Origin of the sequence: Pseudomonas izuensis (assembly GCF_009861505.1) — a bacterium.
Taxonomy (GTDB): Bacteria; Pseudomonadota; Gammaproteobacteria; order Pseudomonadales; family Pseudomonadaceae; genus Aquipseudomonas; species Aquipseudomonas izuensis.
In genome coordinates, this window is record NZ_WTFT01000003.1 from 1 (window position 1) to 24,945 (window position 24,945).

The 24,945-nt window shown below is 57.0% G+C and carries 29 protein-coding genes and 1 tRNA gene; 8 read left to right on the top strand and 22 right to left on the bottom strand.

Annotation, left to right across the window (positions count from 1 at the left end; genetic code table 11):
* On the top strand, window positions 1–803 hold an 803-nt coding region (gene copD / locus GPL81_RS01765), incomplete at its 5' end, for a copper homeostasis membrane protein CopD (RefSeq protein WP_160104970.1).
* Between the two features lie 299 nt (window positions 804–1,102).
* Here copD and GPL81_RS01770 read toward each other — a convergent pair.
* The 10 genes from GPL81_RS01770 to thrS all read right to left on the bottom strand — a co-directional run bounded on the left by GPL81_RS01770 (window position 1,103) and on the right by thrS (window position 10,778).
* Window positions 1,103–2,362 carry an IS110 family RNA-guided transposase gene (locus GPL81_RS01770; RefSeq protein ID WP_246218870.1) on the bottom strand — a complete coding sequence of 420 codons (1,260 nt, stop codon included), beginning with the start codon at window positions 2,360–2,362 and terminating at the stop codon, window positions 1,103–1,105.
* Window positions 2,363–3,322: 960 nt separating this feature from the next.
* Window positions 3,323–3,399, bottom strand: a tRNA-Pro gene (locus GPL81_RS01775).
* 88 nt (window positions 3,400–3,487) lie between these two features.
* Window positions 3,488–3,844 (bottom strand): MerR family transcriptional regulator, encoded by a 357-nt coding sequence (locus GPL81_RS01780; protein WP_003179985.1) that lies wholly within the window; start codon window positions 3,842–3,844, stop codon window positions 3,488–3,490.
* Window positions 3,825–4,127 (bottom strand): integration host factor subunit alpha, encoded by a 303-nt coding sequence (gene ihfA / locus GPL81_RS01785; protein ID WP_002553164.1) that lies wholly within the window; start codon window positions 4,125–4,127, stop codon window positions 3,825–3,827. Before ihfA ends, GPL81_RS01780 begins: the two co-directional genes overlap by 20 nt.
* A gap of 3 nt (window positions 4,128–4,130) precedes the next feature.
* A complete protein-coding gene (pheT, locus tag GPL81_RS01790) occupies window positions 4,131–6,512 on the bottom strand; it encodes a phenylalanine--tRNA ligase subunit beta (protein WP_160104971.1) in 2,382 nt (793 codons plus the stop codon).
* Window positions 6,513–6,538: 26 nt separating this feature from the next.
* A complete protein-coding gene (pheS, locus tag GPL81_RS01795) occupies window positions 6,539–7,555 on the bottom strand; it encodes a phenylalanine--tRNA ligase subunit alpha (protein ID WP_110967418.1) in 1,017 nt (338 codons plus the stop codon).
* Window positions 7,556–7,664: 109 nt separating this feature from the next.
* On the bottom strand, window positions 7,665–8,021 hold the full coding sequence (gene rplT / locus GPL81_RS01800) for a 50S ribosomal protein L20 (protein WP_007905879.1): 357 nt from the start codon (window positions 8,019–8,021) through the stop codon (window positions 7,665–7,667).
* 28 nt (window positions 8,022–8,049) lie between these two features.
* Window positions 8,050–8,244, bottom strand: a complete 195-nt coding sequence (gene rpmI, locus GPL81_RS01805; RefSeq protein ID WP_002553160.1) for a 50S ribosomal protein L35 — start codon at window positions 8,242–8,244, stop codon at window positions 8,050–8,052.
* Between the two features lie 60 nt (window positions 8,245–8,304).
* Window positions 8,305–8,856, bottom strand: a complete 552-nt coding sequence (gene infC / locus GPL81_RS01810) for a translation initiation factor IF-3 (RefSeq protein ID WP_169843736.1) — start codon at window positions 8,854–8,856, stop codon at window positions 8,305–8,307.
* Window positions 8,856–10,778 carry a threonine--tRNA ligase gene (thrS, locus tag GPL81_RS01815; RefSeq protein WP_121102842.1) on the bottom strand — a complete coding sequence of 641 codons (1,923 nt, stop codon included), beginning with the start codon at window positions 10,776–10,778 and terminating at the stop codon, window positions 8,856–8,858. The genes infC and thrS overlap by 1 nt, the downstream gene beginning before the upstream one ends.
* A 374-nt stretch (window positions 10,779–11,152) precedes the next feature.
* Between thrS and GPL81_RS01820 the strand changes: the two genes are divergently transcribed.
* Together GPL81_RS01820 and GPL81_RS01825 are read left to right on the top strand one after the other, a co-directional pair.
* The gene (locus GPL81_RS01820) at window positions 11,153–11,455 is read left to right on the top strand and encodes a hypothetical protein (protein ID WP_096512523.1); all 303 of its coding nucleotides are present in this window, start codon (window positions 11,153–11,155) and stop codon (window positions 11,453–11,455) included.
* Window positions 11,456–11,747: 292 nt separating this feature from the next.
* On the top strand, window positions 11,748–11,960 hold the full coding sequence (locus GPL81_RS01825; RefSeq protein ID WP_003179963.1) for a cold-shock protein: 213 nt from the start codon (window positions 11,748–11,750) through the stop codon (window positions 11,958–11,960).
* A gap of 71 nt (window positions 11,961–12,031) precedes the next feature.
* On the opposite strand, the gene GPL81_RS01830 is transcribed toward GPL81_RS01825, so the two are convergent.
* Together GPL81_RS01830 and GPL81_RS01835 are read right to left on the bottom strand one after the other, a co-directional pair.
* Window positions 12,032–12,352 carry an I78 family peptidase inhibitor gene (locus GPL81_RS01830; protein ID WP_160104972.1) on the bottom strand — a complete coding sequence of 107 codons (321 nt, stop codon included), beginning with the start codon at window positions 12,350–12,352 and terminating at the stop codon, window positions 12,032–12,034.
* A 168-nt stretch (window positions 12,353–12,520) separates the two neighbouring features.
* A complete protein-coding gene (locus GPL81_RS01835) occupies window positions 12,521–12,826 on the bottom strand; it encodes a hypothetical protein (RefSeq protein WP_160104973.1) in 306 nt (101 codons plus the stop codon).
* Window positions 12,827–12,958: 132 nt separating this feature from the next.
* Here GPL81_RS01835 and GPL81_RS01840 point away from each other — a divergent pair, with 132 nt between their 5' ends.
* Complete coding sequence (locus GPL81_RS01840; RefSeq protein ID WP_096512526.1) at window positions 12,959–13,171, top strand: hypothetical protein; 213 nt, start codon at window positions 12,959–12,961, stop codon at window positions 13,169–13,171.
* 32 nt (window positions 13,172–13,203) lie between these two features.
* Here GPL81_RS01840 and GPL81_RS01845 read toward each other — a convergent pair whose 3' ends face one another.
* From GPL81_RS01845 to GPL81_RS01880, 8 genes are all read right to left on the bottom strand, one after another.
* Window positions 13,204–14,232 (bottom strand): nucleoside hydrolase, encoded by a 1,029-nt coding sequence (locus tag GPL81_RS01845; protein WP_160104974.1) that lies wholly within the window; start codon window positions 14,230–14,232, stop codon window positions 13,204–13,206.
* A 37-nt stretch (window positions 14,233–14,269) separates the two neighbouring features.
* Window positions 14,270–14,674 (bottom strand): D-ribose pyranase, encoded by a 405-nt coding sequence (gene rbsD / locus GPL81_RS01850; protein WP_160104975.1) that lies wholly within the window; start codon window positions 14,672–14,674, stop codon window positions 14,270–14,272.
* The gene (gene rbsK / locus GPL81_RS01855; protein ID WP_160104976.1) at window positions 14,671–15,588 is read right to left on the bottom strand and encodes a ribokinase; all 918 of its coding nucleotides are present in this window, start codon (window positions 15,586–15,588) and stop codon (window positions 14,671–14,673) included. The genes rbsD and rbsK overlap by 4 nt, the downstream gene beginning before the upstream one ends.
* Window positions 15,589–15,612: 24 nt before the next feature.
* Window positions 15,613–16,632 carry a LacI family DNA-binding transcriptional regulator gene (locus GPL81_RS01860; RefSeq protein WP_160104977.1) on the bottom strand — a complete coding sequence of 340 codons (1,020 nt, stop codon included), beginning with the start codon at window positions 16,630–16,632 and terminating at the stop codon, window positions 15,613–15,615.
* 3 nt (window positions 16,633–16,635) lie between these two features.
* Window positions 16,636–17,613 carry an ABC transporter permease gene (locus tag GPL81_RS01865; protein ID WP_160104978.1) on the bottom strand — a complete coding sequence of 326 codons (978 nt, stop codon included), beginning with the start codon at window positions 17,611–17,613 and terminating at the stop codon, window positions 16,636–16,638.
* Entirely contained in the window at window positions 17,610–19,163 is a 1,554-nt protein-coding gene (locus tag GPL81_RS01870) for a sugar ABC transporter ATP-binding protein (RefSeq protein ID WP_160104979.1), read from the bottom strand. The genes GPL81_RS01865 and GPL81_RS01870 overlap by 4 nt, the downstream gene beginning before the upstream one ends.
* A 55-nt stretch (window positions 19,164–19,218) precedes the next feature.
* Window positions 19,219–20,172 (bottom strand): sugar ABC transporter substrate-binding protein, encoded by a 954-nt coding sequence (locus GPL81_RS01875; RefSeq protein ID WP_096512533.1) that lies wholly within the window; start codon window positions 20,170–20,172, stop codon window positions 19,219–19,221.
* Window positions 20,173–20,373: 201 nt separating this feature from the next.
* Window positions 20,374–20,781 (bottom strand): hypothetical protein, encoded by a 408-nt coding sequence (locus tag GPL81_RS01880; RefSeq protein WP_160104980.1) that lies wholly within the window; start codon window positions 20,779–20,781, stop codon window positions 20,374–20,376.
* Between the two features lie 342 nt (window positions 20,782–21,123).
* On the opposite strand from GPL81_RS01880, the gene GPL81_RS01885 reads away from it, so the two are divergent.
* The 3 genes from GPL81_RS01885 (at window position 21,124) to GPL81_RS01895 (ending at window position 23,358) form a co-directional block, all read left to right on the top strand.
* Window positions 21,124–22,212 (top strand): asparaginase, encoded by a 1,089-nt coding sequence (locus tag GPL81_RS01885; protein ID WP_160104981.1) that lies wholly within the window; start codon window positions 21,124–21,126, stop codon window positions 22,210–22,212.
* A gap of 161 nt (window positions 22,213–22,373) precedes the next feature.
* Entirely contained in the window at window positions 22,374–22,664 is a 291-nt protein-coding gene (locus GPL81_RS01890) for a DUF1654 domain-containing protein (RefSeq protein ID WP_160104982.1), read from the top strand.
* Between the two features lie 4 nt (window positions 22,665–22,668).
* Window positions 22,669–23,358, top strand: a complete 690-nt coding sequence (locus tag GPL81_RS01895) for an endonuclease (RefSeq protein WP_096512537.1) — start codon at window positions 22,669–22,671, stop codon at window positions 23,356–23,358.
* A gap of 107 nt (window positions 23,359–23,465) precedes the next feature.
* Here GPL81_RS01895 and GPL81_RS01900 read toward each other — a convergent pair whose 3' ends face one another.
* Window positions 23,466–23,831 (bottom strand): SPOR domain-containing protein, encoded by a 366-nt coding sequence (locus GPL81_RS01900; protein ID WP_160104983.1) that lies wholly within the window; start codon window positions 23,829–23,831, stop codon window positions 23,466–23,468.
* Window positions 23,832–24,081: 250 nt separating this feature from the next.
* Between GPL81_RS01900 and csrA the strand changes: the two genes are divergently transcribed.
* On the top strand, window positions 24,082–24,276 hold the full coding sequence (gene csrA, locus GPL81_RS01905) for a carbon storage regulator CsrA (RefSeq protein ID WP_007938114.1): 195 nt from the start codon (window positions 24,082–24,084) through the stop codon (window positions 24,274–24,276).
* An 87-nt stretch (window positions 24,277–24,363) separates the two neighbouring features.
* Here csrA and GPL81_RS01910 read toward each other — a convergent pair whose 3' ends face one another.
* The gene (locus tag GPL81_RS01910) at window positions 24,364–24,819 is read right to left on the bottom strand and encodes a DUF2214 family protein (protein WP_160104984.1); all 456 of its coding nucleotides are present in this window, start codon (window positions 24,817–24,819) and stop codon (window positions 24,364–24,366) included.
* Between the last annotated feature and the right edge of the window lie 126 nt (window positions 24,820–24,945).

Genomic DNA, 24,945 nt, shown 5'->3' on the forward strand with positions numbered 1-24,945 from the left:
CGCTAGTTTTCGGCACCGTCGTTATTGGCGTACTTCTGTCTCTCGCAGCCATGTTGTTACTTGCCAAGGCAATGAGTGGTGTTTCCGAACTTATGGAACTTCAGCGCCATATTTTCGAAATGGTGCTGATGGGGACCGATGTCGGGCTCATGTGGATGGTCCGCATAGCAGCCCTTGTCTTAGCGGGTATCGGCTTGACGCTAAACAAACGCTTTCCGACCCTCAGTTTGTGGATAGTTACCTTGTGCGGTGCCGTAGCCTTAGCCACCCTCGCGTGGACTGGGCATGGTGCTATGGACGAAGGCGATAAGCGTTACATACATTTCGCCAGCGACATCTTCCACCTGTTGGCCGCAGGAGGCTGGCTCGGCGCCCTGGCGGCATTCGCTTTATTGCTGCGTACGAAAATACTGAATGGCGAACAAGAGGTGCGAACTCTCTCTCGAGTGCTTACCGGCTTTGAGACAGCGGGTGCATTGATCGTAGTGAGCCTCGTTATCACCGGCATAGTGAATTATCTGTTTATTGTTGGCCCAACACTTGAGGGTGTGATGTTTAGCACATATGGCGCGCTGCTTTGTTTGAAAATTTTACTATTCGCAGCGATGCTCGTATTAGCCACGATGAACCGGTTTCACTTGAGCCCACTTTTAGCGCGATCAATCCAGAGCGGAGAGTACACTGGTGCCATTAATGCTTTGCGGCGCAGTATGGCCCTGGAGCTCACAGTGGCAATAATCATAGTGTGCCTTGTCGCTTGGCTTGGAACCTTGAGCCCAGAGATGGATATGGGCACTGTATAGAAAAATCTGACTTCCTAAAACAGTCCGCCTTAGGCAGCGGGCTCCCAACTCATGATCACCAGATCACCACTCACCACTCACCTGGGCGTCTGCGAAGTATATTTCTGTCGGGCAATACCGTGCATTTCAAATTTATGCGACCGGGGCCATCGCTCAATCCGAACCTGCCTATCGCGAATTGGCCTAAAGCAAACCTTGGTGATTGGCCGCTTTTGGCCGACCATCGCTCAGCCTGAGAGGCTGCAATTGGTCGTTCTTTGCCGCTGTTGACCGGCAGCTTCACGCCCTGAGGAAGTCAGTCAACCTAAATCGAGGTTCTTCAGGAGCGGTGAACCGCGCTTCCTCAAGGCATTCAAATAGGTCGTTTCATCGTAGAGCGTCCTGGTCTGCCAGCACCGATATAGAATCCGAATCCACTTAAACGCGAGTGCGCGTACAGCAGCTTGATAGGTGCTCCCTTTGGCGCGTTGCTGCCGGTAGAAAGCTCCAGCCCAAAAGGATTTATTGATGGTCTGCCCCGCCCATTCCACAAAGGTCTGACGAAGAAATGTTGGACATTGCCAGCGCCAATGCACCCAGCTCTTCTTACCGCTCCGTTCCGTCACCGGGGCAATGCCTGAGTATTTTTGCAACTCGTCCGCGCCATGGAAACGCTCACGTTGCTCTCCGAAGGCTGCGAGTAAACGTGGCGCTAGATGCGGGCCTGCGCCCGGCAAGCCACGAAACAATGCGTAATCCGGTAGTGCAGAAGCGACCCGCTCGACTTCCTTATCGAAGCGATCGATCACCGTGAGGACGGTGCGTAGTTGCTCCACCAACGCGAGGGCGTGTAAGCGGCAAGGCTCGATAATGCCGGCATCTTCTGTGAGCGCAGATGCCGCACGAATCGACGCCAAACGCGCCTCGATCAATGTGGCGCGACGCCCGTTGTGGGCATAAAAGAACGCCTCAAGCGTGGTTTTACGCGCCCGTTTGGCTGACAGGAGTGTCGGCCAGCGAGTGAGGAAATCGCAAAACAACAGAGTGTCTCGCTGCTCGAACCATTCCAGTGCCTGCGGGTAATATTGCTTGAGGGTGTTGCATAAACGGTTGGTAAAACGCGTCTTGTCGTTGACCAGATCCCGGCGCTGTTCGATCAGGCTAAGCAGCGAACGCATGGCCACACTCTGCGGCCTGAGCGCGGTGAACCGTTCAGGATGGCGAAGCAGTAGATCGAGTGCTAACTCCGCATCGGTGGGATCATCCTTGGCGCGACTCGGCTTGAACGCCACGCGATATTTGGCAAGCGTCGAGGGATTGATCGGGAACAGCACGAAAAAGTCATACTTCAGCAGAGCCGACACAATAGGCCCTTTGGCCAACTCCAGAGCTACAGCGATAGGGCCACCGAAGCGCAGGTGCAATGCCTTGGCCCACTCATCAATGCGATCAACCTGGTGCGGAATACAGTCGAACTGACGATGATTGTCATCCCCAGCCTGTAGGCAAATATCATGTTTGGTATCTGCCCAATCAATGCCGACATAGGCTGTGAAGTGCTGACTCAAGGACGCTGTCACGTGAACCTCCGCAAGCGATAAAATAGCTGCTAGGGACATGCATGCTTGCGTTCAGCGAAGGCAATATAGTGAGCCGGTGCGACGGCGAACCCTGAGTATTCGTTATCGAGCGCAAGCGCACCTGTAGACTCGGAACTAAAGCTGCAAACGTCATGCGTTTGGGTCGTTTTATTCGTAGTCTACAGGTGCATGTTCCACCCTCGCTGACAGCTACCTGCCAACCGTTACCAGTATCGATGAAGGTGGGACGGACTATCTATAAAGGGTCGATTCTGTTGAAAAAGTCGGTTCGCCCAAACAGCCTGGTCATTGACTGGTTAAAACGCCTTTTTTGCACACTGCTACGTGAAATCTGAGTCCGGAAGCCTCTGCCGAAAGTAAAGATTTCAATCTCGGACGCATACTTTTCTGCTGCGGAAACCATGGTCGACTTTTTCAACAGAATCGGTCGACTGCCGCCCTTCGCAAGAGCCCACAATCAGCCAAAAGCAGCCTTTCGCAAACAGCCATGTGAAAAGCTGCAGGTTGCGAATTGAAGTAATCGACCCCGTGCTGTCTTCTGCAATTTGGCCATGAGGTGAGACGTGTTGATGCAATTGACACCCTTCCACGTGGAGTTGCCAACAAAAGTTTATGGCCAAATGGGGCACCACTAACTATCAGCAACGGTTGAGCCAGTCCCTTATGGGTTCTACTTGGAGATATGTGGCGGATACGTGGAGTTTCTTACCCGAAGAGGAAAACGCCTTATTAACGTTGCAATCGTGCACGCCTCGCAACCCGATGCTCTTGAACACCCCGCTAAGGACCATTCTACGTTAATTCCCTTCCCACCCGACCAGTGGATGATCTAAATCCTCAGTGGGGCAAAAAGTGGGGCAAAAATCAGCGCCGCGAAAAAACGATGAGCCATAAAAAAATCCAGTCACAGCTAAGTGACTGGATTTCTTGAAAAATAAATGGTCGGGACGGAGTGATTCGAACACTCGACCCCTAGCACCCCATGCTAGTGCGCTACCGGACTGCGCTACGCCCCGACTAGGCGTGTAACCTGTTCCTCTTCTCGAGGAACGCTCAAGAATATATCGCAAGCTTTTGAAAACTGGAAGTATTTAAAAGCAGAATTTATTTCTTGAGGACCACCAGAACATCTTCGAGCTCAGCGATCATCTGGCGAATCATTTGCTTGTATTGCGTGGTGTCGTCTTTGGCTTCATCACCCGACAAGCGCAGTCGTGCGCCGCCGATGGTGAACCCTTGATCGTAAAGGAGCGCGCGGATCTGCCGGATCATCAGCACGTCCTGGCGCTGATAATACCGACGGTTTCCGCGGCGTTTGACGGGGTTGAGTTGAGGAAACTCCTGCTCCCAATAACGCAGCACGTGCGGTTTAACCGCACACAGCTCGCTGACTTCACCAATGGTGAAGTAGCGTTTGCCTGGGATGACGGGAAGCTCGTCGTTATGACTTGGTTCCAGCATAAGCCTCAACTCGGGCCTTCAACTTCTGCCCTGGACGAAAGGTGACCACACGGCGAGCCGTGATCGGGATTTCTTCACCCGTTTTCGGGTTGCGGCCAGGCCGCTGGCGTTTGTCCCGAAGGTCGAAATTGCCGAAACCGGACAATTTGACCTGCTCGTTGTCTTCAAGAGCGTGCCTGATTTCCTCGAAAAACAGTTCAACCAATTCCTTGGCTTCCCGCTTGTTCAGGCCCAGCTCTTCGTACAGACGTTCCGCCATCTCAGCTTTCGTCAAAGCCCCCATACGTCACTTCCTTAACGTGGCGTTCAACCTTTGTTCGAGCGAGGTGAGGATGTTTTGCGTCGTGGAATTCACCTCATCGTCATTAAGAGTGCGCGATGGATGCTGCCAGGTCAAGCCGACTGCGAGGCTTTTTCTATCAGGATCAATGCCTTTACCCTGATACACGTCAAATAGCCTGAGGTCTGTCAGCCATTCGCCTGCATTTTCACGGATTACGTCCAGTACTGCCGCGGCTGCGACGTCTTTGTGCGCAATCAGGGCAAGATCACGACGCACTTCAGGAAAGCGCGATAACTCGTGGAATTTTGGCATTTTGCCCAACGCCACTTCCGCCAGAACCAGCTCGAAAACGAATACCGGGCGATCCAGACCCAGGGTTTTCGACAGTTCCGGGTGGATGGCGCCGACGAAACCGACCAGTCGGCCCTCACGTTCGATGCGCGCGGTTTGACCCGGGTGCAACGCTGGGTGCTTGCCCGGCACGAAAGTGAATGCATCCAGTGCACCGGCGAAGCCCAGCACTGCTTCCACGTCAGCCTTGACGTCGAAGAAGTCAACGACATCGCGACCTTGCGCCCAGCCTTCCGGTAGACGGCTACCGCAAACCACACCCGCCAGCATCGGCTCTTGCTTCAAGCCTTCGAGCTGACCGACGAAACGCAAACCGCTTTCGAACAAACGAACACGATCCTGCTGACGGTTCAGGTTGTGCTGAAGTGCTTTGACCAGGCCAGGCCACAGCGACGAGCGCATGGCAGCCATGTCGTTGGAAATCGGGTTGGCCAGCAGCAGTGGTTCAACACCCGGATTAAACAGCTCAAATTGTTTCGGATCGATGAAGCTGTAGGTGATTGCTTCCTGATAACCACGAGCCACCAGCAGACGGCGCAGTTCCGGCAGATCGCTACGTGCTTCAGCCTTGGCTTGGGGCGCCAGACGCGCTTGCGGGTAGCGAACCGGCAGACGGTTGTAACCGTACAGACGGGCCAGTTCTTCGATCAGGTCGACTTCCAGGCTGATATCGAAGCGATGGCTTGGCACTTCTACGCGCCATTGCCCTGCTCCATCGGCAGCAATCTTCAGACCCAAAGCACTGAGTAGACGCTCAACTTCAGCCGAGTCCATCTCCATGCCTAACATCTGGGTGATGCGCTGGGCACGCAGGGTGATCGGCGCAATCGACGGCAAATGCTGTTCGCTGACGGTCTCGATGATCGGGCCGGCTTCACCGCCAGTGATTTCCAGCAGCAGGCCAGTGGCGCGCTCCATGGCTTCACGGGCCAGTTGCCAGTCCACGCCACGCTCGTAGCGGTGCGAAGCGTCGGTGTGCAGGCCATAGGAGCGGGCCTTGCCAGCGACGGCGATCTGATCGAAAAACGCGCTTTCGAGGAAGATGTCACGCGTGGTCGCGGTGTTGACGCCGCTGTGCTCGCCCCCCATGACGCCAGCGATGGCCAATGCACGTGTATGGTCGGCAATCACCAGCGTATCGCTACGCAAGCTGACTTCCTGACCGTCGAGCAATACCAGCTTCTCGCCTTCTTCGGCCATGCGCACCCGGATACCGCCATTGATTTCGGCGAGATCGAAGGCGTGTAGCGGTTGACCCAGCTCCAGCATCACGTAGTTGGTGATGTCGACAGCCGCGTCGATGCTGCGCACGTCGGCACGACGCAGACGCTCGACCATCCACAGCGGCGTTGGCCGGGACAGGTCGACGTTACGGATCACACGCCCCAGGTAACGCGGGCAGGCAGCGGGTGCCAGCACTTCAACCGGACGCACTTCATCGTGCACGGCTGGAAAGCAAGCAACCACCGGACGGGTCACTGGAGCGGCGTACAGTGCGCCAACTTCACGGGCCAGGCCCGCCAGGGACAGACAGTCGCCGCGGTTCGGGGTCAGGTCGACCTCGATGCTGGCATCGTCCAGGTTCAGGTATTCACGAATGTCCTGACCGACCGGCGCATCCGCCGGCAGCTCCATCAGACCATCGTTGCCCTCACCCACCTGCAGCTCGGCCTGCGAGCACAGCATGCCGTTGGACTCAACGCCACGCAGCTTGGCTTTCTTGATCTTGAAGTCACCCGGCAATTCGGCACCGATGGTGGCGAACGGGATCTTCAGGCCCGGGCGCACGTTTGGTGCACCGCAAACGACCTGGAACGTCTCCGAGCCATTGCTGACCTGGCAAACACGCAGCTTGTCGGCGTCAGGGTGCTGTTCGGTGCTCAGCACCTCACCCACGATCACGCCACTGAAAACACCGGCGGCCGGCGTAACGCTATCGACCTCAAGACCGGCCATCGACAGACGAGCAACCAGCTCGTCGCGACTTACCTGCGGGCTTACCCAGCCACGCAGCCATTGTTCACTGAATTTCATCCTGCTCTCCTAAGAATTCGTTACGACTAGCGAAATTGCGCGAGGAACCGCAAGTCGTTGTCGAAGAACAGACGCAAGTCGTTCACGCCGTAACGCAGCATGGCCAGACGCTCAACGCCCATGCCGAAGGCAAAGCCCGAAAACTCTTCCGGGTCGATCCCGGACATGCGCAGCACGTTCGGGTGAACCATGCCGCAACCCATGACTTCCAGCCAGCCAGTCTGTTTGCAGACACGGCAGCCTTTACCGCTGCACATCACGCATTCCATGTCGACTTCAGCGGATGGCTCGGTGAACGGGAAGTACGAAGGACGGAAGCGCACGGCCAGTTCTTTTTCAAAGAACACGCGCAGGAACTCTTCGATGGTCCCCTTCAGGTCGGCGAAGTTGATGTCGCGGTCGACCAGCAGGCCTTCGACCTGGTGGAACATCGGCGAGTGGGTGATATCGGAGTCGCTGCGATACACACGGCCTGGGCAGACGATGCGGATCGGCGGCTGTTTCGATTCCATGGTGCGGACCTGTACCGGCGAGGTATGGGTGCGCAACAACATGTTGGCATTGAAATAGAAGGTGTCATGCATCGACCGGGCCGGGTGATGGCCTGGGATGTTGAGCGCCTCGAAGTTGTGGTAGTCGTCTTCGACCTCAGGGCCTTCGGCGATGCCGTAGCCGATGCGGGTGAAGAACTGCTCGATACGTTCCAGAGTCCGGGTAACCGGATGCAGACCGCCTGAGGTCTGGCCGCGGCCAGGCAGGGTCACGTCAATGGATTCGGCGGCGAGCTTGGCCGCGAGATCAGCCTCCTCGAACAACGCCTTGCGCGCATTGAGAACCTCTGTGACACGCTCCTTGGCAACGTTGATCAGCGCGCCGACTTGCGGACGCTCTTCTGCCGGCAAATTCCCCAGGGTCTTCATCACCTGAGTCAATTCACCTTTTTTGCCAAGGTAGTGAACCCGGATTTGCTCCAGGGCATTGATATCTTCAGCGCTTTGCACAGCCTCTAGAGCTTGAGAGACGAGCGCGTCCAGGTTTTCCATGTACAGACTCCAGATACAAAATAGGGGAAGAGCTTGAAGGCTCTTCCCCTATTTATGACGTTTAACACCTGACCCCACAGAGGTGAGGCCGGGTGACTGTCGGGGGTACTTAAGCCAAGGTGGCTTTAGCTTTCTCGACAATCGCAGCAAACGCCGCTTTTTCGTTCACTGCCAGATCAGCCAGAACCTTACGGTCGATCTCGATGGACGCTTTTTTCAGGCCGGCGATGAAACGGCTGTAGGACAGACCGTTGATACGAGCACCAGCGTTGATACGAGCGATCCACAGAGCGCGGAACTGACGTTTTTTCTGACGACGGTCACGGTAGGCGTATTGGCCTGCCTTGATTACCGCTTGCTTGGCAACACGGAATACGCGGGAGCGTGCGCCGTAGTAGCCTTTAGCAAGTTTCAGAATTTTTTTGTGACGCTTACGGGCAATGACGCCACGCTTTACACGAGCCATGAGTTACTTCCTCTATTCTTGACTAAAATTAACGAAGGCGCAGCATGCGCTCGACTTTTGCCACGTCAGACGGATGCAGCAAGCTGCTACCGCGCAGTTGACGCTTACGCTTGGTCGACATTTTGGTCAGGATGTGGCTCTTGAAAGCGTGCTTGTGCTTGATACCGTTAGCAGTTTTCAGAAACCGCTTAGCAGCACCACTTTTGGTCTTCATTTTTGGCATGTTCGGATACTCCGCATTCAGTTGATAAACATAATCAGAAGGCCTGCCGTGCCCTGTTGATTACTTCTTCTTTTTCGGGGCGATGACCATGATCAGCTGGCGTCCTTCCATCTTAGGATGCTGTTCGACCGAACCGTACTCGAGCAAGTCACCTTCAACTCGCTTGAGGAGTTCCATCCCCAGCTCCTGGTGGGCCATCTCACGGCCGCGGAATCGCAAGGATACCTTGGCCCTGTCCCCGTCACTCAGGAAACGTACCAGGTTGCGCAGTTTTACCTGGTAATCCCCTTCCTCCGTCCCTGGACGAAACTTGATTTCTTTTACCTGAATCTGCTTCTGGTTCTTCTTCGCCGCAGCAATCTGCTTCTTCTTTTCGAAGATCGATTTGCCGTAGTCCATCACCCGGCAAACAGGCGGGACAGCGTCAGCGGAGATTTCTACCAGATCAAGCTTGGCTTCTTCAGCAATACGAAGCGCTTCATCAATCGAGACGATGCCAATCTGCTCGCCGTCAGCGCCAATTAACCGAACCTCGCGTGCCGAGATATTCTCGTTGATCGGGGCTTTCGGTGCAGCTCGTTTATCTTGTCTCATTTCACGCTTAATAATAATTACTCCGAATCTTGGCGACCACGCCGGGAAACCGCTTGCGCGAGGAACTCGGCGAACTGGGCGACGGGCATCGAGCCCAGGTCAGCACCTTCACGAGTACGCACAGCGACAGTCTGCATCTCGACTTCCTTATCCCCAATAACCAAGAGATAGGGAACCTTGAGCAAGGTATGCTCGCGGATTTTAAAGCCGATCTTTTCATTTCTCAAGTCAGACTTGGCACGAAACCCGCTTTCGTTGAGAGTTTTTTCCACTTCGGCAACAAAATCTGCCTGTTTATCAGTGATATTCATCACCACTGCCTGGGTCGGCGCCAGCCACGCAGGGAATGCACCCTCGTAGTGCTCGATCAGAATTCCGACGAAACGCTCGAAGGAACCCAGGATCGCCCGGTGCAACATCACCGGATGCTTGCGGCTGTTGTCTTCGGAGACGTATTCGGCGCCCAGACGGACAGGCAGGTTAAAATCGAGCTGCAGGGTACCACACTGCCAGACACGGCCGAGGCAATCTTTCAGCGAGAACTCGATCTTCGGACCATAGAACGCGCCCTCACCCGGCTGCAGATCGTACGGCAGACCAGCACTGTCAAGGGCTGCAGCCAATGCCGCTTCTGCGCGATCCCACAACTCATCGGAACCGACGCGTTTTTCCGGACGAGTGGAGAGCTTCATTTCGACGTCTTTAAAGCCGAAATCGGCGTAGACGTCCATGGTCAGCTTGATGAACGCAGCGGATTCAGCCTGCATCTGCTCTTCGGTGCAGAAGATGTGGGCGTCATCCTGAGTGAACGCACGCACACGCATGATGCCGTGCAATGCGCCCGATGGCTCGTTACGGTGGCAGGCACCGAACTCGGCCAGACGCATCGGCAACTCGCGGTAGCTCTTCAGGCCTTGATTGAACACCTGCACGTGGCAAGGGCAGTTCATGGGCTTGATGGCGTAGTCGCGGTTTTCCGACTGGGTGGTAAACATGTTGTCGGCGTAGTTGGCCCAGTGCCCGGATTTCTCCCACAGGCTGCGATCAACGACCTGAGGCGTCTTGATTTCCAGGTAGCCGTTGTCGCGCTGCACCTTGCGCATGTACTGCTCGAGCACCTGATACAGGGTCCAGCCGTTCGGGTGCCAGAACACCATGCCCGGCGACTCTTCCTGGGTGTGGAACAGGCCCAGGCGCTTGCCGATCTTGCGGTGATCGCGTTTCTCGGCTTCTTCGATGCGCTGGATGTAGGCAGCCAGCTGCTTCTTGTCGGCCCATGCAGTGCCGTAAACGCGCTGCAATTGCTCGTTTTTGGCATCGCCACGCCAGTAGGCGCCGGACAACTTGGTCAGCTTGAAGGATTTCAGGAAGCGGGTGTTCGGCACGTGCGGACCGCGGCACATGTCGACGTATTCTTCGTGATAGTACAGGCCCATGGCCTGCTCGTTCGGCATGTCCTCGACCAGGCGCAACTTGTAGTCTTCGCCACGGGCCTTGAACACTTCGATCACTTCGGCGCGCGGAGTGACTTTCTTGATCACGTCATAATCTTTCTCGATCAGCTGCTGCATGCGCTGTTCGATGGCGGCCAGGTCGTCCGGAGTGAAAGGACGCTCGAAGGCGATGTCGTAATAGAAACCTTCGTCGATGACCGGACCGATGACCATTTTGGCGGTCGGGTACAACTGCTTGACCGCGTGACCCACCAGGTGGGCGCAAGAGTGGCGAATGATCTCCAGCCCCTCTTCATCCTTTGGCGTGATGATTTGCAGCGAAGCGTCGCTGTCGATGATGTCGCTGGCATCGGCCAGCTTGCCATTGACCTTTCCGGCCACGGTGGCCTTGGCCAGGCCAGCACCAATGGATGCGGCGACCTCGGCGATGGAAACCGGGTGATCGAATGAACGTTGACTGCCGTCGGGAAGAGTAATAGTTGGCATGGCGCCTCCTCTCCTAGTGGTGACCCCTACCAAAGGTCACGTGGGTTGGGATGAGCCAGTACAAGATCCGGTCCAGGCCATTCAATGACGAACGCCTGCCTTACAGCGGCAGGAGCCTTGCGGCCAACCGGAAAACCGAACCAGAGTGACTGGGATTCAAATCAGGGTTATTCGCGCGCTCACCGCGGCCGGGACTGAAGGTCTACCGATGCCTGTAAACACGCGAGCCAAGCATGCTAACACAGATGAACGGTCGTCGCGGGATACAGCTTTTCCAACGGGGTAAATCAACCGTTTTTATGCCAGAGTGCTGAACTTGAAGCCCGGTCTACCCCTCAGATAACTACACATTGACCCACAAGGAGTATCCCAGCATGCGTCTGAATCGCTTGTTCGCTGTAGTCGCACCCATCGCCCTGCTGTTGCCTTTAGCCGCCCACGCTGACTGGCCAAAGGGCGAACGCGAGAAATACATGGCGCAATGCGTACCTGCGGCCGCACAAACTATCGGTGAAGCCGCGGCAAAAGCCCATTGCGCTTGTGGTGCCGATGCACTCAAATCGTACCCGGCCAGCGACCTGAAATCCCTGATGGAGAACAAAGCCAGCGCGGAACTGCAGCAACAGGCCCTGACCCAGATTTCCAAGTGCAAGGCCACCAACCCGGCGAAAAAATAAGCCTGGCCAGGCGGTAAAAAAGCGCTTTCAGCTGATGAATGGCATCTGAAAATCGCTTTTTCCTACGATTTATGCAGGTTTTACAGCTTTTTTTATCACCTTTACTTTCGACTGAAAGCCTTTAAAACCGGGGCTTTCAGCCATATCAGGCAACAAAGAATGTGCGACTGTAGGGCAAACAGCACCCGCGGGGGGCTCCCAAAGCGAACATTTCGACTATGATACCCCGGTGTGCCCAGTTGGCCTGAGCAGCACAGTACTACTGAAAATATATGTTTCTTGGAGATACACCATGTCTAATCGCCAAACCGGCACCGTTAAATGGTTCAACGATGAAAAAGGCTTCGGCTTCATCACTCCTCAAGGTGGCGGTGACGACCTGTTCGTACACTTCAAAGCTATCGAAAGCGACGGTTTCAAAAGCCTGAAAGAAGGCCAAACCGTTTCCTTCGTGGCTGAGAAAGGCCAAAAGGGTATGCAAGCTGCTCAAGTTCGCCCAGAGTAATTTCCAGGCGCACTAAAAAAACCCCGTCCATGTGACGGGGTTTTTTGTGGGCAATGCAAAAGCCTGAACGATCAGCCGCAGTTGACGCGGGTGACGACCCGATTGGCATCGGTATTGAGGTTCAGGCGGTCTGAGCGGTACTCCATCGTCACCATGTCGGTAGGCAGGAGGAACCGCGCATTCTGCGCCCCGGCCCGTGTGCGCGCCTGCTCCAGCAATTCAGGTGAAGCCTGTTTGCCAATGGTGAATTCGGCCGCTTTGGCCTCGCAACGGCTGTGACCTGTGTCAGTCGTCGTTACAGGGTCAGTTGCCGACTCGGTGGTGGCAGTGCTGCAGCCGGCCAGCATGGCAACGGCCAACAAAGTACCCAATGACGCGAGCTTCCAAGGCATGAAGCCTCCTTTTTTCGAGAGTTAAGCTGAGATCGTGCGACCGCCATTCCGGCGTTTGGTTTCGCGGGAAGAACTGACGATCTGCCCTTTGACTACGGACAAACGGCGAGTTTGCCTGAGCATCACCCTGCACTTCACCCTTCAATCGTGACTGAATATTAATAACGCTCAATAGATATCGATGTAATCAAAGGCCGGTTTCGGCCAGTTCTGTTTCAGCGCATTGAAAATCTGCATCACCCAGACCTCGTCGCTGGCTGCGACGCGCCCGACATAACCGGAGCCCTTGGCCCAGGTTTCCAGTCGGAACAGCAATCCGTCGATATCGGTGCCGCCTACGACCCCCGATGAAATATAGGCGATGCCGCCCTTGGTCACACGCAATTGCGTGTGCTCATCGTCACTGGCTGATGCGAGCAACTGACGCACAGCGTCAAGGGTCAAGCCGTCAGGGGTGTTCAGATCGATCTGCACAGCACAGTCCTTGAAAAGTCATCAAGGGCCCAGTGTCGCATAGCCCTCTATTCATGCCTAAGTCGGAGTGCCAAAAGCGCCGCAAAATGGTTAACTCGACGCTTCGACTTTTCCGACTGCACGAGCGCCATCATGACCACCGTAAGCATCGACGCCAACATCACTGTCAAGTGGCCACAAGGCCACAGCTCCTACAGTCCGGGCAGTCCGGAAGAGCTGGCAATCATTGGTATCGATCTATTGGTCAAAGGACTGGGAACCGAAGCAGCCCAGCAATTTATCGCGCAAATATTCGAAAAATACGAAATCAATCACTTGGGTGCCCCCCATACCGGCAAGGCGTAAAAACCCGCCGGCAAGTACCTGCAGTCCGAGGGCTACTTCAGGCGCGCAAGGCGCTCGGTCAGCAAATCGAAGAACCCCTGGGCATCGCCGCTTTCAACCCAGAAGGCATTTTTCGGCGCCTTTAGACCGTCGTACCAATCGACGATGGTCTGGCCAAGCGTGGGCCCTTCGCGACTATCAATCACGACATTCACCTCACGACCACTGAATAGCTGCGGCTTGAGTAGATAGGCGATAACCGTTGCGTCATGCACCGGGCCACCCGGAATGCCGTAGTGCTCCATATCGGCCTTGATGTATTCATTCAGAATGTCGACCACCCGTTTGCTCGCGTTGTTGTTCAATGCCGCGATCTGCTGCAGACGGGTGTCGCTGGTGAGGATCTTGTGGGTCACGTCCAGCGGCAGGTAAGTCAGCTTCACACCACTCTTGAGCACCACCTCGGCTGCCTGCGGATCGGCGAACAGGTTGAACTCTGCCACGGGCGTAATGTTGCCGCCGTTGAAGTGCGCACCGCCCATGATCACCACTTCCTTGATGCCCCGGACGATTTCCGGCTCCTGGATCAGTGCCAGGGCCAGGTTGGTCTGTGGTCCGAGTATGGCAATGGTGATGCTATGGGACTTGGCCGCCAGCAGGGTGTCGATCAGGTACTGGATCGCATTGCCCTCGGCCAGGCCTTTCTTCGGCTCATGGACAGTGATGCCCGATAGCCCTTCCTTGCCATGGATGTCCTCGGCATAGATGGGTTTGCGCATCAACGGCTTCTTCGCTCCAGCATAAACCGGTACGTCCTCACGCCCCGCCCACTCACGAGCCAGCCTTGCGTTACGCGAGGTCTTGTCCAGGCGTACGTTGCCGGCGACGGTGGTCAATGCGCGGATGCTCAACTCCTGCGGCGATGCCAGCGCAAACAGCAGGGCAATCACATCGTCGGCACCGGGGTCGGTGTCGATGATCAAGTCGATTTTTTCCGCCGCGTGGGCGCCGTTAGCGGTAATCAGGGACAAAAGCAGCAGACTCCGAAGCAGATGAGGCAGTTTCCGGGCATAACGATACATGGCGCACTCCTTGTGCAGGGTAGAGCATAAAAACCTGTCAGAACGTCACCCCGGCGACCAAAACGATGTTGCAGTACGGCTGGCATTCGCCGGTCCGGACAATCGCCCGGGCCTGTCGGCTAAGGACCTTCAATTGCTCATGACTGAGCAGATCACGCTGCCCGAGGGCACCCTCGCCTCTCAGCTCATCCAGAGCAGCCAGTGCCGATGGCCTTTTCTCGAGGATTTCCCGGGCCAGCACATGGCTTTCAACCTGCATCTCGCTGAGAACAACTTTCAGGGTGCCGATGAAATCCGGAATACCCTGGGTCAAGGCCAGGTCGATCAACTCGACACCGGGCGGTACCGGCAGACCCGCATCGCCGATCACTACGGTGTCGCCATGCCCCAGGGATGCGATCAGCCTCGACAGTGCAACGTTGAGCAAGGGTGTCTTTTTCATGGTGTCTTGAACGCCTGCACTTCGGACAGAGTGGGAATCGAGGGTTGCGCGCCGGCTCGGGTGACCGACAACGCTGCGGCAACCTGGCCGAAACGGATCGCTTCGGCTTCACCTTTACCGCCCGCCAGCGCAGCGGCAAAACCACCGACGAACGTATCGCCGGCCGCCGTGGTGTCGACTGCCTTCACGGTCGGCGCAGGGAAATGCTCGACGTGTTGGCCATCGGCCAATAACGAACCCTGGGCACCGAGGGTAATGATCACCTTGCCGGCGCCCAACTCGATCAGGCGGCTTGCAGCGGCTTGCGCGGTTTGCCGAGAGTTCACCGGCAAACCGCTCAGCGTCGACGCTTCGCTCTCGTTGGGAATCAGGTAATCGATGTTCTCATACCAGGTCGCTGGCAACGGGCGACTGGCCGGCGCCGGATTGAGGATCACGATCTTGCCCAGTTCCCGACTGCGCTTGAGCGCGTGGCCCACCGTGGCATCCGGCACTTCCAGCTGACAAATGATCACATCGGCAGCCTGCAGAACCGAATCGAAGCAGCCAACCACTGCCGGCGTCAGTGCGCCGTTGGCACCCGCGACGATCACGATCGCGTTCTGGCTGTTGTCATCGACCACAATCAACGCCACACCACTGGAATCGTCCACCGTGCTGACCGCCTGACAATCGACCTGCTCGGCCAACAGGGCCGCGCGAAGCTCTTCACCATAGGCATCGCGACCCACGCAGCCGACCATCGATACCTGAGCCCCCAATCGCGCGGCGGCCACGGCCTGATTCGCACCCTTGCCGCCGCAGACCTTGGTAAACGAATGGCCGATCAACGTTTCACCACCCTGCGGCAGCCTCGGGGCCCGGGTCACCAGATCCATGTTCAGGCTGCCTATAACCACTACTTTTGCTGGCATTCATCACTACTCGTTTAATCAGTTTTAGCGGTATTCGGCAAACACACCGGCCAATGGCGCGGTCGATTCACGCATAACGATGCTTGGCGTCACGATCCGCTGCTCGGTCGCCAGATCCGGCGCGGCGATCCGGCGCAGCAGCACTTCGGCGGCCATCTCGCCAAGCTGGAGGATCGACTGCCCTACAGTGGTCAGCGCCGGATAGACATAACGACTCATCTGGATATCGTCGAAGCCGATTACCGACAGCTCCGTCGGTACACGCACATTGCGCTCGGCAGCGGCTCGCAGCACGCCGATGCCGATCATGTCGTTGGCGGCGAAGATGGCGGTGGGCGGGTTGCGCTCCAGCAGGATCGCGGCAGCGTTGTAGCCACCGGTGCTGGTGAAGTCACTTTCCAGCATGCGCTCGCCGCGCACTTCGATGCCTGCGTCTTTCAGTGCCCGGCGGAAACCGGCCAGACGCATCTGCGCCACGCGGGTGGTTGCCGGACCGCTGATGGTGGCGATGTCACGATGCCCCAACTCCAGCAAGTGCCGGGTCGCCAGGTAAGCACCGTATTCGTGATCGATGCGCACCAGGTCCGCATCGACGCCTTCCAGCCCGCGGTCGACGATCACCATCGGCGTGCGTACGCCGGACAAGCCCTGCGCCAACCCGCAATCACCACCCGCCGATGCGACGATCAGCCCGTCGATGCGTTTTTCCAGCAGCATCCGCAGGTAATTGCGTTGCTTATCCGGGTTATCGTCAGAGTTGCAGAGGATTACGCAATAACCGTTGCGCTCGCAGCAATCCTCGATGCCCCGGGCCAGTTCGGCGAAGTACGGGTTAAGACTGTTGGGCACCAGCAAACCGATGGTCGCCGTGGTTTTGGCCTTGAGGGACCGGGCCACGGCGCTGGGTACATAGTCCAGGGTTTTGATCGCCGCTTCGACCTTGATCCGAACTTCTTCACTGACCGGCCGGGTCTTGTTCACCACGTGGGAAACCGTTGTGTAGGAAATCCCCGCGAGTGCTGCCACATCCTTGATCGTTGCCATGGTTCAGGTCCGCCGGCTTGCGCGTTGACTACGGTAAGTATCGAGCACCACCGCGACCACAATCACCGCGCCGGTGATGATGCGCTTGGTGGGTTCGGTTGCGCCGATCTGCGCCAGGCCGGCCGCCAATACGGAAATGATCAACACGCCGAAGAAGGTGCTGATTACCGAGCCACGCCCCCCCATCAAGCTGGTGCCACCGATCACCACCGCGGCGATCACTTGCAGCTCCAGGCCGGAGCCGGCGTTCGGGTCCGCCGCTTCCAGGCGCGAAATCTGAAACAACGCCGCGATCCCCGCCAGCAACCCCATCAGGCTGAACACCAGGATCTTGTAGGGTTTCGGATTGATCCCCGCCAGTCGCACCGCTTCTTCGTTGGTGCCGATGCCGATCAGGTAGCGACCGAACACGGTACGGGTCAACACGGCCTGGGCGATGAAAATGATCAGCAACGCAATGATAAAGGACGGCGAAATGCCGAAGGCGATCGGGTTGGACAACCAGGCGAAAGCATCGCCGATGTACGCCGTGCGCGAACCGGTCATTTGGTACGCCACGCCGCGGGCCATTTCCAGCACGCCGAGGGAGACGATAAACGACGGTATGCGCCACGCCACAGTGATCGAACCGGTGAGGGTTCCGGCCAGCGCAGCCACCACCATGCCGAGCAACGCCGCGGGCAGGACACTCCAGCCCCAGCCGAGAATCGCCACGCTGACTGTCGACGCAGCGAGCGCCAGCACCGACCCCACCGACAGATCGATGCCGCCGATGATCAACACGAAGGTCATGCCGACCGCCAGCACCATCAGGTCCGGAATCTGGTTGGCCAACGTACTGAAAGTGTCGTAAGACAGGAAATGGCTGCTGAGGATCGAGAACAGCACCACCATCGCCAGCAAGGCACCGGCCAGGCCCAGATAAGTGCCGAGGCCAAAAAAATTGCCGCTGGGTTTGCCGGCTAAAGATGCGGTTTTCATGGAAGATCCCTAGGCGCTGCTTCGTTGAGCAGCGCATCACGTTTTTGGTAGCCGGCAAATGCAGCAGCAAGCAAATCATCCTGAGTCCAGCTGTCGCGCTCGAACGTGTCGATCAGACGGCCCGCCGACAGCACGCCGATCCGGTCGCAGATCAGCATCAATTCACGCAGGTCGCTGGACACCACCACCAGTGCCTTGCCCTGACGGGTCAACTCGCCGAGCAGTGCATAAATGTCGAACTTGGCACCGACGTCGATGCCCCGGGTCGGCTCGTCGAACAGCAGCACCGAGCAATCGCGCTCCAGCCAACGACCGATGACCACTTTCTGCTGGTTGCCACCGGACAGTTCGGACACCAATTGCGCCGGACCGGAACTGCGAATGTGCATGGCATCGATCTGACGCTTGGCAAGGGAGGTCTCGTCGCCGTTGTTGACGAAGCCGCCGCTGGAGATACCGGGCATATTGCCCAGCGCGATGTTGGCGCTGATCGACTGCGTCAACAGCAGGCCTTCACCCTTGCGGTCCTCGGTGATCAGGGCGATGCCGTGACCGACCGCATCCGCGGGAGAACGAATGCTGACGACCTGCGCCGGCGAGCCCAGCGCCACCGTACCGCTGTCCGCGGTATCGGCGCCGAAGATCAGGCGCAGCAATTCGGTGCGCCCTGCCCCGATCAGGCCGGAAATGCCGAAGATCTCGCCGGCGCGTACCTCGAACGACACATCACGAACCTTGTCGGCACGGGTCAGGCCCTTGACTGTCAACGCCGGAGCCCCGATGTTGCGCGGCCCCATGTCGATGTGTTCGCCGAGCTCTCGGCCCACCATCAAATTGACCAGTTGCTCGCTGTTGTAATTGGCCATCGGCTCGACGCACACCAGATGGCCGTCGCGCAGCACTGCAATGCGCTGGGCGACCCGGGCCAGTTCTTCGAGGCGATGGGAGATATAGATGATCGACACACCACGCGCCTGCAGGCGCGTGATCTGCTCGAACAGCATCTCGACTTCCCGGGCCGTGAGCATCGCGGTCGGTTCGTCGAGGATCAGCACGTGGCAATCGCCAATCAGGTTGCGGGCGATTTCGACCATTTGCTGATGGCCGATGCCGAGCTCGCCGACAAGTGTGTCCGGATCGATCGCGTCGAGTCCGACCTGAGCCATGGCTTCGATCGCGGCCTTGCGCAATTGCTTGCGATTGATCCAGCCGCCGTTGCTGGGCAGGTTATCGAGAAACAGGTTTTCCGCCACCGACAGGGTGGGCAACAGATTGAGTTCCTGCATGACCATGCGGATGCCCAGGTCTTCCGCCTGAGTGCGGCTGCCAGGACGATAATCCTGCCCCTGAAATTGCATCTGGCCAGTGGTCGGCGCGACCAGTCCACCCATGATTTTCGACAGAGTGCTTTTGCCTGCGCCGTTTTCACCGGTCAGCGCCAGCACTTCACCGCGCATGAGCGTCAGGTCGATGCCGGTCAGGACCGGTTGGGCGTAGGTCTTGCCGATACCGCTGACCGACAGGACAGCGTTCGGGGCGCGAACGGACATAAAAACTCTCCATGTGCCCGCCCGGGCGGACGAGCACTGTTGTATCGCCAGAGGATTACTTTGTAACCAGCTCTACCGGTGTCTCGATCACACCGTTGGCGCTGTCGACTTTCTCGCCCTTGATCATTTTCAACGCGGTCTCGATACCGAATATCGCTTGTTTGGCCGCGAACTGATCGGCAGTGGCCAGCACACGACCGTCCTTGAGCATCGGCTTGATGGCATTAATATTGTCGTAGCCGACTACTTGCACTTTGCCGGCTTTGCCGGCGGCGCGCACGGCAGACACTGCACCGACCGCCATGCTGTCGTTACCGGCCAGCAGGGCCTTGATTTGCGGGTATTCGCTGAGCATGGCGGAGGCAACCTGGTTGCCCTTGTTGATCTCCCAGTCACCGGACTGCACGGACACCACCTTGATCTGCGCAGCCTCCATCGCATCCTTGAAACCCGCGGTGCGGGCCTGGGCGTTGGTGGTGGTGGATACGCCTTCAATAATGCCGACTTCGTCACCGGCCTTGAGTTGCTTGGCCAGGTACTCACCCACCAGTCGCGCCCCTTTGCGATTATCCGGACCTACGAACGGAACGCTGATGTTTTTGCTTTTCACCACCGCTGGGTCAAGCTGATTGTCGATGTTGATCACGGTAATACCGGCATCGACCGCTTTCTTGATCACCGGCACCATGGCCTTGGAATCAGCTGGCGCGATGACCAGCGCATCGACTTTGGAAACAATCATTTGCTCGACGATACGGATCTGGTTGGCGGTGTCCGTTTCGTCCTTGATACCGTTGGAGATCAGCTCGAATTCGCTGGAGTGGTCTTTCTGATAAGCCTTGGCGCCGTCTTCCATGGTCAGGAAGAATTCGTTGGCCAGGGATTTCATGACCAGTGCGACTTTAGGCTTGGCAGGCGTTTCGGCAAACGCCGAAGAGACAGGTAACGCGGCGGCAGCGGCGGCCAGCATAGCGACAGCAAGAAGACGTCCAGCGAATGGCAGCTTCATGGGTTCACTCCGATCTTATGATTATTGTGAGCAACGCTTGCGCCGACGTAAGCTACGTGGCGCTATTGATGGATTTTGTCCACCGTCATGGCCGCGCAAACGTTTGCGTTGATCGAACTATGCGAACCTTGTCAAAATTTGTCAACGATCGGAAATGCCTTTTACAGGCTCGAAGCGTAGATAAAAACCGATTGTTTTTTATCATGCCGTCGTACTGATCACGCTTCCCGTACTCGCGGATTTGGTCAATTCCTTTACCAGGGCGGCGGTCACTTGCAACAGGGCGGCCGAGGTATCGGCAATCTGGCCCTGAATCGCCATCACTGCCGTCGACTTGGCGTCCGGTGTTGGAAACGCCGCGGCTTGCGTGGCCGCCAATTGCTGCTGCTGTTCGCGCAGTTGCTGTTGCAGCTCCTGCATGCGTTTGAGCAGTGTCTTCACCGCGATGCTTTGGCTGTCGCCGCTTTCGGATTCAGAACCGCGAACATCACCGGGGCTGACTGCCTTTTTCTCGCCCCCCTCCGCCTCCGTCGATGCCTCGACGGGCGCCGGTGATTTCCCGCCGATATTGATCACGAATGCACTTGGAAAACCGACAGTCAACGACATATGAACTCCCTGAATAAAAAATTCCTCAGGAAGAAGATCGACCTGTGCACGGGTTTCTTTAGCTCTGTTTCACGAGCCGCCAGAAGGACCTGTTCAACAGCCATCCTTTTCGGTGAGCCGAACACAAAAACGCCAGACGGTCGGATAACCGGACATTCCAAGCGTCCTCACTTCGCATGACGCGTTTAAATATTTACACAAATCAACAAGTTAAACGTTTTTCTCAACGCAAAACATGACTGGTACAGATCCTGCTCTTCTCCAGCACCCCAAGCGTTCAGATTCGCCGGGGCACATCTAGATGAAACTGCATCAGCACCGTCACGACTAGAGAGAAAAATAATGACATCTGCTATCAAGACTTTTGTTCCGGGCGCCTTGGCCCTCCTGCTACTCCTGCCGACAGCCCTTCAGGCAAAAGAAGTCGAAACCCAACAGAAACTGGCGAACGTGGTGATCCTGGCCACCGGCGGCACCATTGCCGGCGCCGGTGCCAGCACGGCCAACAGCGCTACCTATCAAGCGGCAAAAGTCGGCGTCGACAAATTGATCGCTGGCGTTCCGGAACTGAGCCAGTTGGCTAACGTTCGCGGCGAACAGGTCATGCAGATCGCATCCGAGAGCATCACCAACGACAACCTGCTGCAACTAGGTCACCGCGTGGCCGAACTGGCCGACAGCGCAGACGTCGACGGCATCGTGATTACCCACGGCACCGACACTCTGGAAGAAACCGCCTACTTCTTGAACCTGGTGGAAAAAACCGACAAGCCGATCATCGTCGTTGGTTCCATGCGCCCCGGCACCGCCATGTCTGCCGACGGCATGCTCAACCTGTACAACGCCGTGGCCCTGGCCAGCAGCAAAGACGCACGTGGTAAAGGCGTGCTGGTGACCATGAACGATGAAATCCAGTCAGGTCGCGACGTCAGCAAAATGATCAACATCAAGACCGAGGCGTTCAAAAGCGCCTGGGGTCCGCTCGGAATGGTGGTTGAAGGCAAATCCTACTGGTTCCGCTTGCCAGCCAAGCGCCACACCATGGATTCCGAATTCGACATTAAGACCATCAAGAGCCTGCCTGACGTTGAAATCGCCTACTCCTATGGCAACGTCAGCGACACCGCCTATAAGGCACTGGCTCAGTCGGGGGCCAAAGCCATCATCCACGCCGGTACCGGCAATGGCTCTGTGTCCTCGCGGGTTGTTCCAAGCCTGCAAGCCCTGCGCAAGGACGGCGTGCAAATCATTCGTTCTTCCCACGTCAACGCCGGTGGCTTCGTACTGCGCAACGCCGAGCAGCCTGACGACAAGTACGACTGGGTCGTGGCGCACGACCTGAACCCGCAAAAAGCGCGCATCCTGGCCATGGTTGCCCTGACCAAGACCAACGACAGTAAAGAGTTGCAAAGGATGTTCTGGGAGTACTGATTCGCCCTCGCCCGAACGATTCCGGTCAGGCACTGATTTCACCACTCGCCAGCCTTGGCGAGTGGCTCTCGCCTCCCGCCGAAAAAAATCTCCTTTCGCCCTACGCCAAAACGAAAAAACGGCTGTCAGAGGATTTTCTTGAGTTTTAAGCAGTTGCGAAAATGCCTACAGTTAAATACTGTATGCACGTACAGCTTAATAAGGATAATTCCGTGGACACCACCTCCGCTTCACCTGACGCCTATGTCCGCATGGGCTTGCGCGTTCAGAAAATCATCAACTCCCCCACCGCTCAAAAAGCCAAGGCAGCACTGATTTTCCGTCTTCCGGACGAGCCCGTGGATGAGTGGGAGCGCTTGCTCGAAGAGATCGACGAGAACGACAACGTCACCCTCGCCTATCGCGACGATGGTGGTGTGCAGATTTTCTGGGTTGTGCCGAAGGAAGATTGAGTCAATGAGTGTCCGCTGTTTTGCTTTGCTGTTTCTGTTGTTCGCCATGGGCGCCCAGGCCGATGCGCCACGCACTTTCGACGAAGCCAAGAAGGTGGCCTGGAAGCTGTACGCACCACAATCCACCGAGTTTTATTGCGGTTGCAAATACACCGGCAACCGAGTGAACCTCGCGGCCTGCGGATATGTGCCGCGCAAAAATGCCAAGCGAGCTGCGCGCATCGAGTGGGAGCACATTGTTCCGGCCTGGCAGATTGGTCATCAGCGCCAATGCTGGCAAGAAGGCGGACGCAAGAATTGCACGCGGTACGATTCTGTCTATCAGAAGGCCGAGGCCGATCTGCATAACCTGGTGCCCAGCATCGGTGAAGTGAATGGCGATCGCAGTAACTTCAGTTTCGGCTGGCTGCCGGAGCAATCGGGTCAATATGGTTCGTGCCTGACTCAGGTCGACTTCAAGGCGAAGAAGGTCATGCCTCGCCCGTCCATTCGCGGCATGATTGCCCGGACTTATTTCTACATGAGCAAGCAGTACGGATTGCGCCTGTCGAAACAGGATCGCCAACTGTATGAAGCCTGGGACAAAACCTATCCGGTTCAGGCCTGGGAACGTCAACGCAACCAGAGCGTGGCGTGCGTCATGGGACGCGGCAACGAGTTTGTCGGCCCTGTGGACATGAAAGCCTGCGGTTAAACGCCCACTGGAAACACAAAGGCNNGCCTTTGTGTTTCCAGTGGGCTCGACGATTAACAAGTCCACTTTCACTGCCCTGGCTTAATCGCGAAACAGCCATTGCGTTGTTACTGAGCGACCGGTCGCTCCAGCACCAGCAGTTCTATGTTCTGCTGTTTCGCGCGGGTGATGGCTGCCTGCACCTCTGCCTGCCTGGCCTCGGCCTCGGCTTTTGAATTGAACGGCCCCATCAGCACTCGGACCTTGCCATTCTCCCGGACGACATTGGTCATGAAATTGTGCTCGATCAACCAGCCACTGATGTCGCTGACTGCCTGGGATGATTCACCCCGCACTTCCAGGTCCCATTGCGGCGCCGATGCCTGCGCAGGTACGGCGATCGTTGCCGGCTGCGGCTTTGGTGCGTCAGCGCGCTTGCCTTCACCACATCCCGCCAGCGCCAGTACCGCCATTACCAAGACCATTTTGCGCACAGCGTTGCCCTCTGAATGCTTAAAGCGAAGATTTTAACACTCATGTATACGTCCCGAGTGCCGCAAAATGGGCTCAAAACAACGAGAATGATGGTTGCGGCCTCTGTATAGTTACGCCTTGGGAATTAATGCTGCATCTGCACGTCAGAAAGAGGCACCCAAACCGTGAGACTTCGCACTAATCTATACATACCACCGACCTCTGCACTGTCCGAATCAGGTGCCCCATAAAGCAATCAAGGAGAAGACCATGCTGATACTCACCCGCAAAGTCGGTGAAAGCATAAACATTGGCGATGACATTACGATCACCATTCTGGGCGTAAGCGGTCAGCAAGTCCGGATCGGCATCAACGCCCCGAAAGACGTTGCGGTGCACCGCGAAGAGATCTATCAGCGCATTCAGGCTGGCCTGACCGCCCCGGACAAGCCACAAACTCCCTGAATTCTGATGCAGTCAGTAGCCAGCCCGTTCACCCCGGAATGACGGCTGGCTAAAGATTCAAGCGCCGATGCACCCGACTATCCCCGACTAGCCAAACGTCACGCCGCGTGCCATGCCAGTGGCCGCGATCACCATCAGCAACAGCAGCAACGCCTCGACATGACTGATGCGCGCAAACAGCGTCGCGCGCCCGGTATCGATTGCCGCGCCACGCGCCAGCGCCACCCGCCACTTGATCAAGGTCACCATCGGCGTCACTTCAAGCAGCAGGATAAGAACGAAGAGCGTCATCTTGAGGTGGAACAACGGCTGATGCAGGTAGTAATCCGTACCTTTCTCGTACCCGCCAAAGGCTCGCATCCCACCGGTAACCAGCAGAATGAGCGCAGAAATCCCCCACAGGTTATCCGCGATCAACACGCTGCGAGCCTCCCCCGTGCCGACTGCCAGACGCCGAAAATTCGTACCGCGAACCAGAACTGCCCAGAACCCAAGCGCAAACGCCAAAAGATGCACTGCCGCAAGAAACCAGTGAGTCAGCATCGAGAAACTCCTGTCAGGACGTCGTTGAATCAACCTGTCAGTAGTAGCCCATGTCTCATGGGTTTGCACCCGCCTCGCACTTTGCTGCTCACGGGTTTGCGCTCCGTCGACGTGCTCCCGGAGGCT

What these genes read in the sequence shown, in the direction of transcription:
- GPL81_RS01780 (WP_003179985.1), bottom strand. Translation starts at nt 3,844, where the DNA reads ATGCTGGAACCAAGTCATAACGACGAGCTTCCCGTCATCCCAGGCAAA.
- ihfA (WP_002553164.1), bottom strand. Translation starts at nt 4,127, where the DNA reads ATGGGGGCTTTGACGAAAGCTGAGATGGCGGAACGTCTGTACGAAGAG.
- pheT (WP_160104971.1), bottom strand. Translation starts at nt 6,512, where the DNA reads ATGAAATTCAGTGAACAATGGCTGCGTGGCTGGGTAAGCCCGCAGGTA.
- pheS (WP_110967418.1), bottom strand. Translation starts at nt 7,555, where the DNA reads ATGGAAAACCTGGACGCGCTCGTCTCTCAAGCTCTAGAGGCTGTGCAA.
- rplT (WP_007905879.1), bottom strand. Translation starts at nt 8,021, where the DNA reads ATGGCTCGTGTAAAGCGTGGCGTCATTGCCCGTAAGCGTCACAAAAAA.
- rpmI (WP_002553160.1), bottom strand. Translation starts at nt 8,244, where the DNA reads ATGCCAAAAATGAAGACCAAAAGTGGTGCTGCTAAGCGGTTTCTGAAA.
- thrS (WP_121102842.1), bottom strand. Translation starts at nt 10,778, where the DNA reads ATGCCAACTATTACTCTTCCCGACGGCAGTCAACGTTCATTCGATCAC.
- GPL81_RS01820 (WP_096512523.1), top strand. Translation starts at nt 11,153, where the DNA reads ATGCGTCTGAATCGCTTGTTCGCTGTAGTCGCACCCATCGCCCTGCTG.
- GPL81_RS01825 (WP_003179963.1), top strand. Translation starts at nt 11,748, where the DNA reads ATGTCTAATCGCCAAACCGGCACCGTTAAATGGTTCAACGATGAAAAA.
- GPL81_RS01830 (WP_160104972.1), bottom strand. Translation starts at nt 12,352, where the DNA reads ATGCCTTGGAAGCTCGCGTCATTGGGTACTTTGTTGGCCGTTGCCATG.
- GPL81_RS01840 (WP_096512526.1), top strand. Translation starts at nt 12,959, where the DNA reads ATGACCACCGTAAGCATCGACGCCAACATCACTGTCAAGTGGCCACAA.
- GPL81_RS01845 (WP_160104974.1), bottom strand. Translation starts at nt 14,232, where the DNA reads ATGTATCGTTATGCCCGGAAACTGCCTCATCTGCTTCGGAGTCTGCTG.
- rbsD (WP_160104975.1), bottom strand. Translation starts at nt 14,674, where the DNA reads ATGAAAAAGACACCCTTGCTCAACGTTGCACTGTCGAGGCTGATCGCA.
- rbsK (WP_160104976.1), bottom strand. Translation starts at nt 15,588, where the DNA reads ATGCCAGCAAAAGTAGTGGTTATAGGCAGCCTGAACATGGATCTGGTG.
- GPL81_RS01860 (WP_160104977.1), bottom strand. Translation starts at nt 16,632, where the DNA reads ATGGCAACGATCAAGGATGTGGCAGCACTCGCGGGGATTTCCTACACA.
- GPL81_RS01865 (WP_160104978.1), bottom strand. Translation starts at nt 17,613, where the DNA reads ATGAAAACCGCATCTTTAGCCGGCAAACCCAGCGGCAATTTTTTTGGC.
- GPL81_RS01870 (WP_160104979.1), bottom strand. Translation starts at nt 19,163, where the DNA reads ATGTCCGTTCGCGCCCCGAACGCTGTCCTGTCGGTCAGCGGTATCGGC.
- GPL81_RS01875 (WP_096512533.1), bottom strand. Translation starts at nt 20,172, where the DNA reads ATGAAGCTGCCATTCGCTGGACGTCTTCTTGCTGTCGCTATGCTGGCC.
- GPL81_RS01880 (WP_160104980.1), bottom strand. Translation starts at nt 20,781, where the DNA reads ATGTCGTTGACTGTCGGTTTTCCAAGTGCATTCGTGATCAATATCGGC.
- GPL81_RS01885 (WP_160104981.1), top strand. Translation starts at nt 21,124, where the DNA reads ATGACATCTGCTATCAAGACTTTTGTTCCGGGCGCCTTGGCCCTCCTG.
- GPL81_RS01890 (WP_160104982.1), top strand. Translation starts at nt 22,374, where the DNA reads ATGCCTACAGTTAAATACTGTATGCACGTACAGCTTAATAAGGATAAT.
- GPL81_RS01895 (WP_096512537.1), top strand. Translation starts at nt 22,669, where the DNA reads ATGAGTGTCCGCTGTTTTGCTTTGCTGTTTCTGTTGTTCGCCATGGGC.
- csrA (WP_007938114.1), top strand. Translation starts at nt 24,082, where the DNA reads ATGCTGATACTCACCCGCAAAGTCGGTGAAAGCATAAACATTGGCGAT.
- GPL81_RS01910 (WP_160104984.1), bottom strand. Translation starts at nt 24,819, where the DNA reads ATGCTGACTCACTGGTTTCTTGCGGCAGTGCATCTTTTGGCGTTTGCG.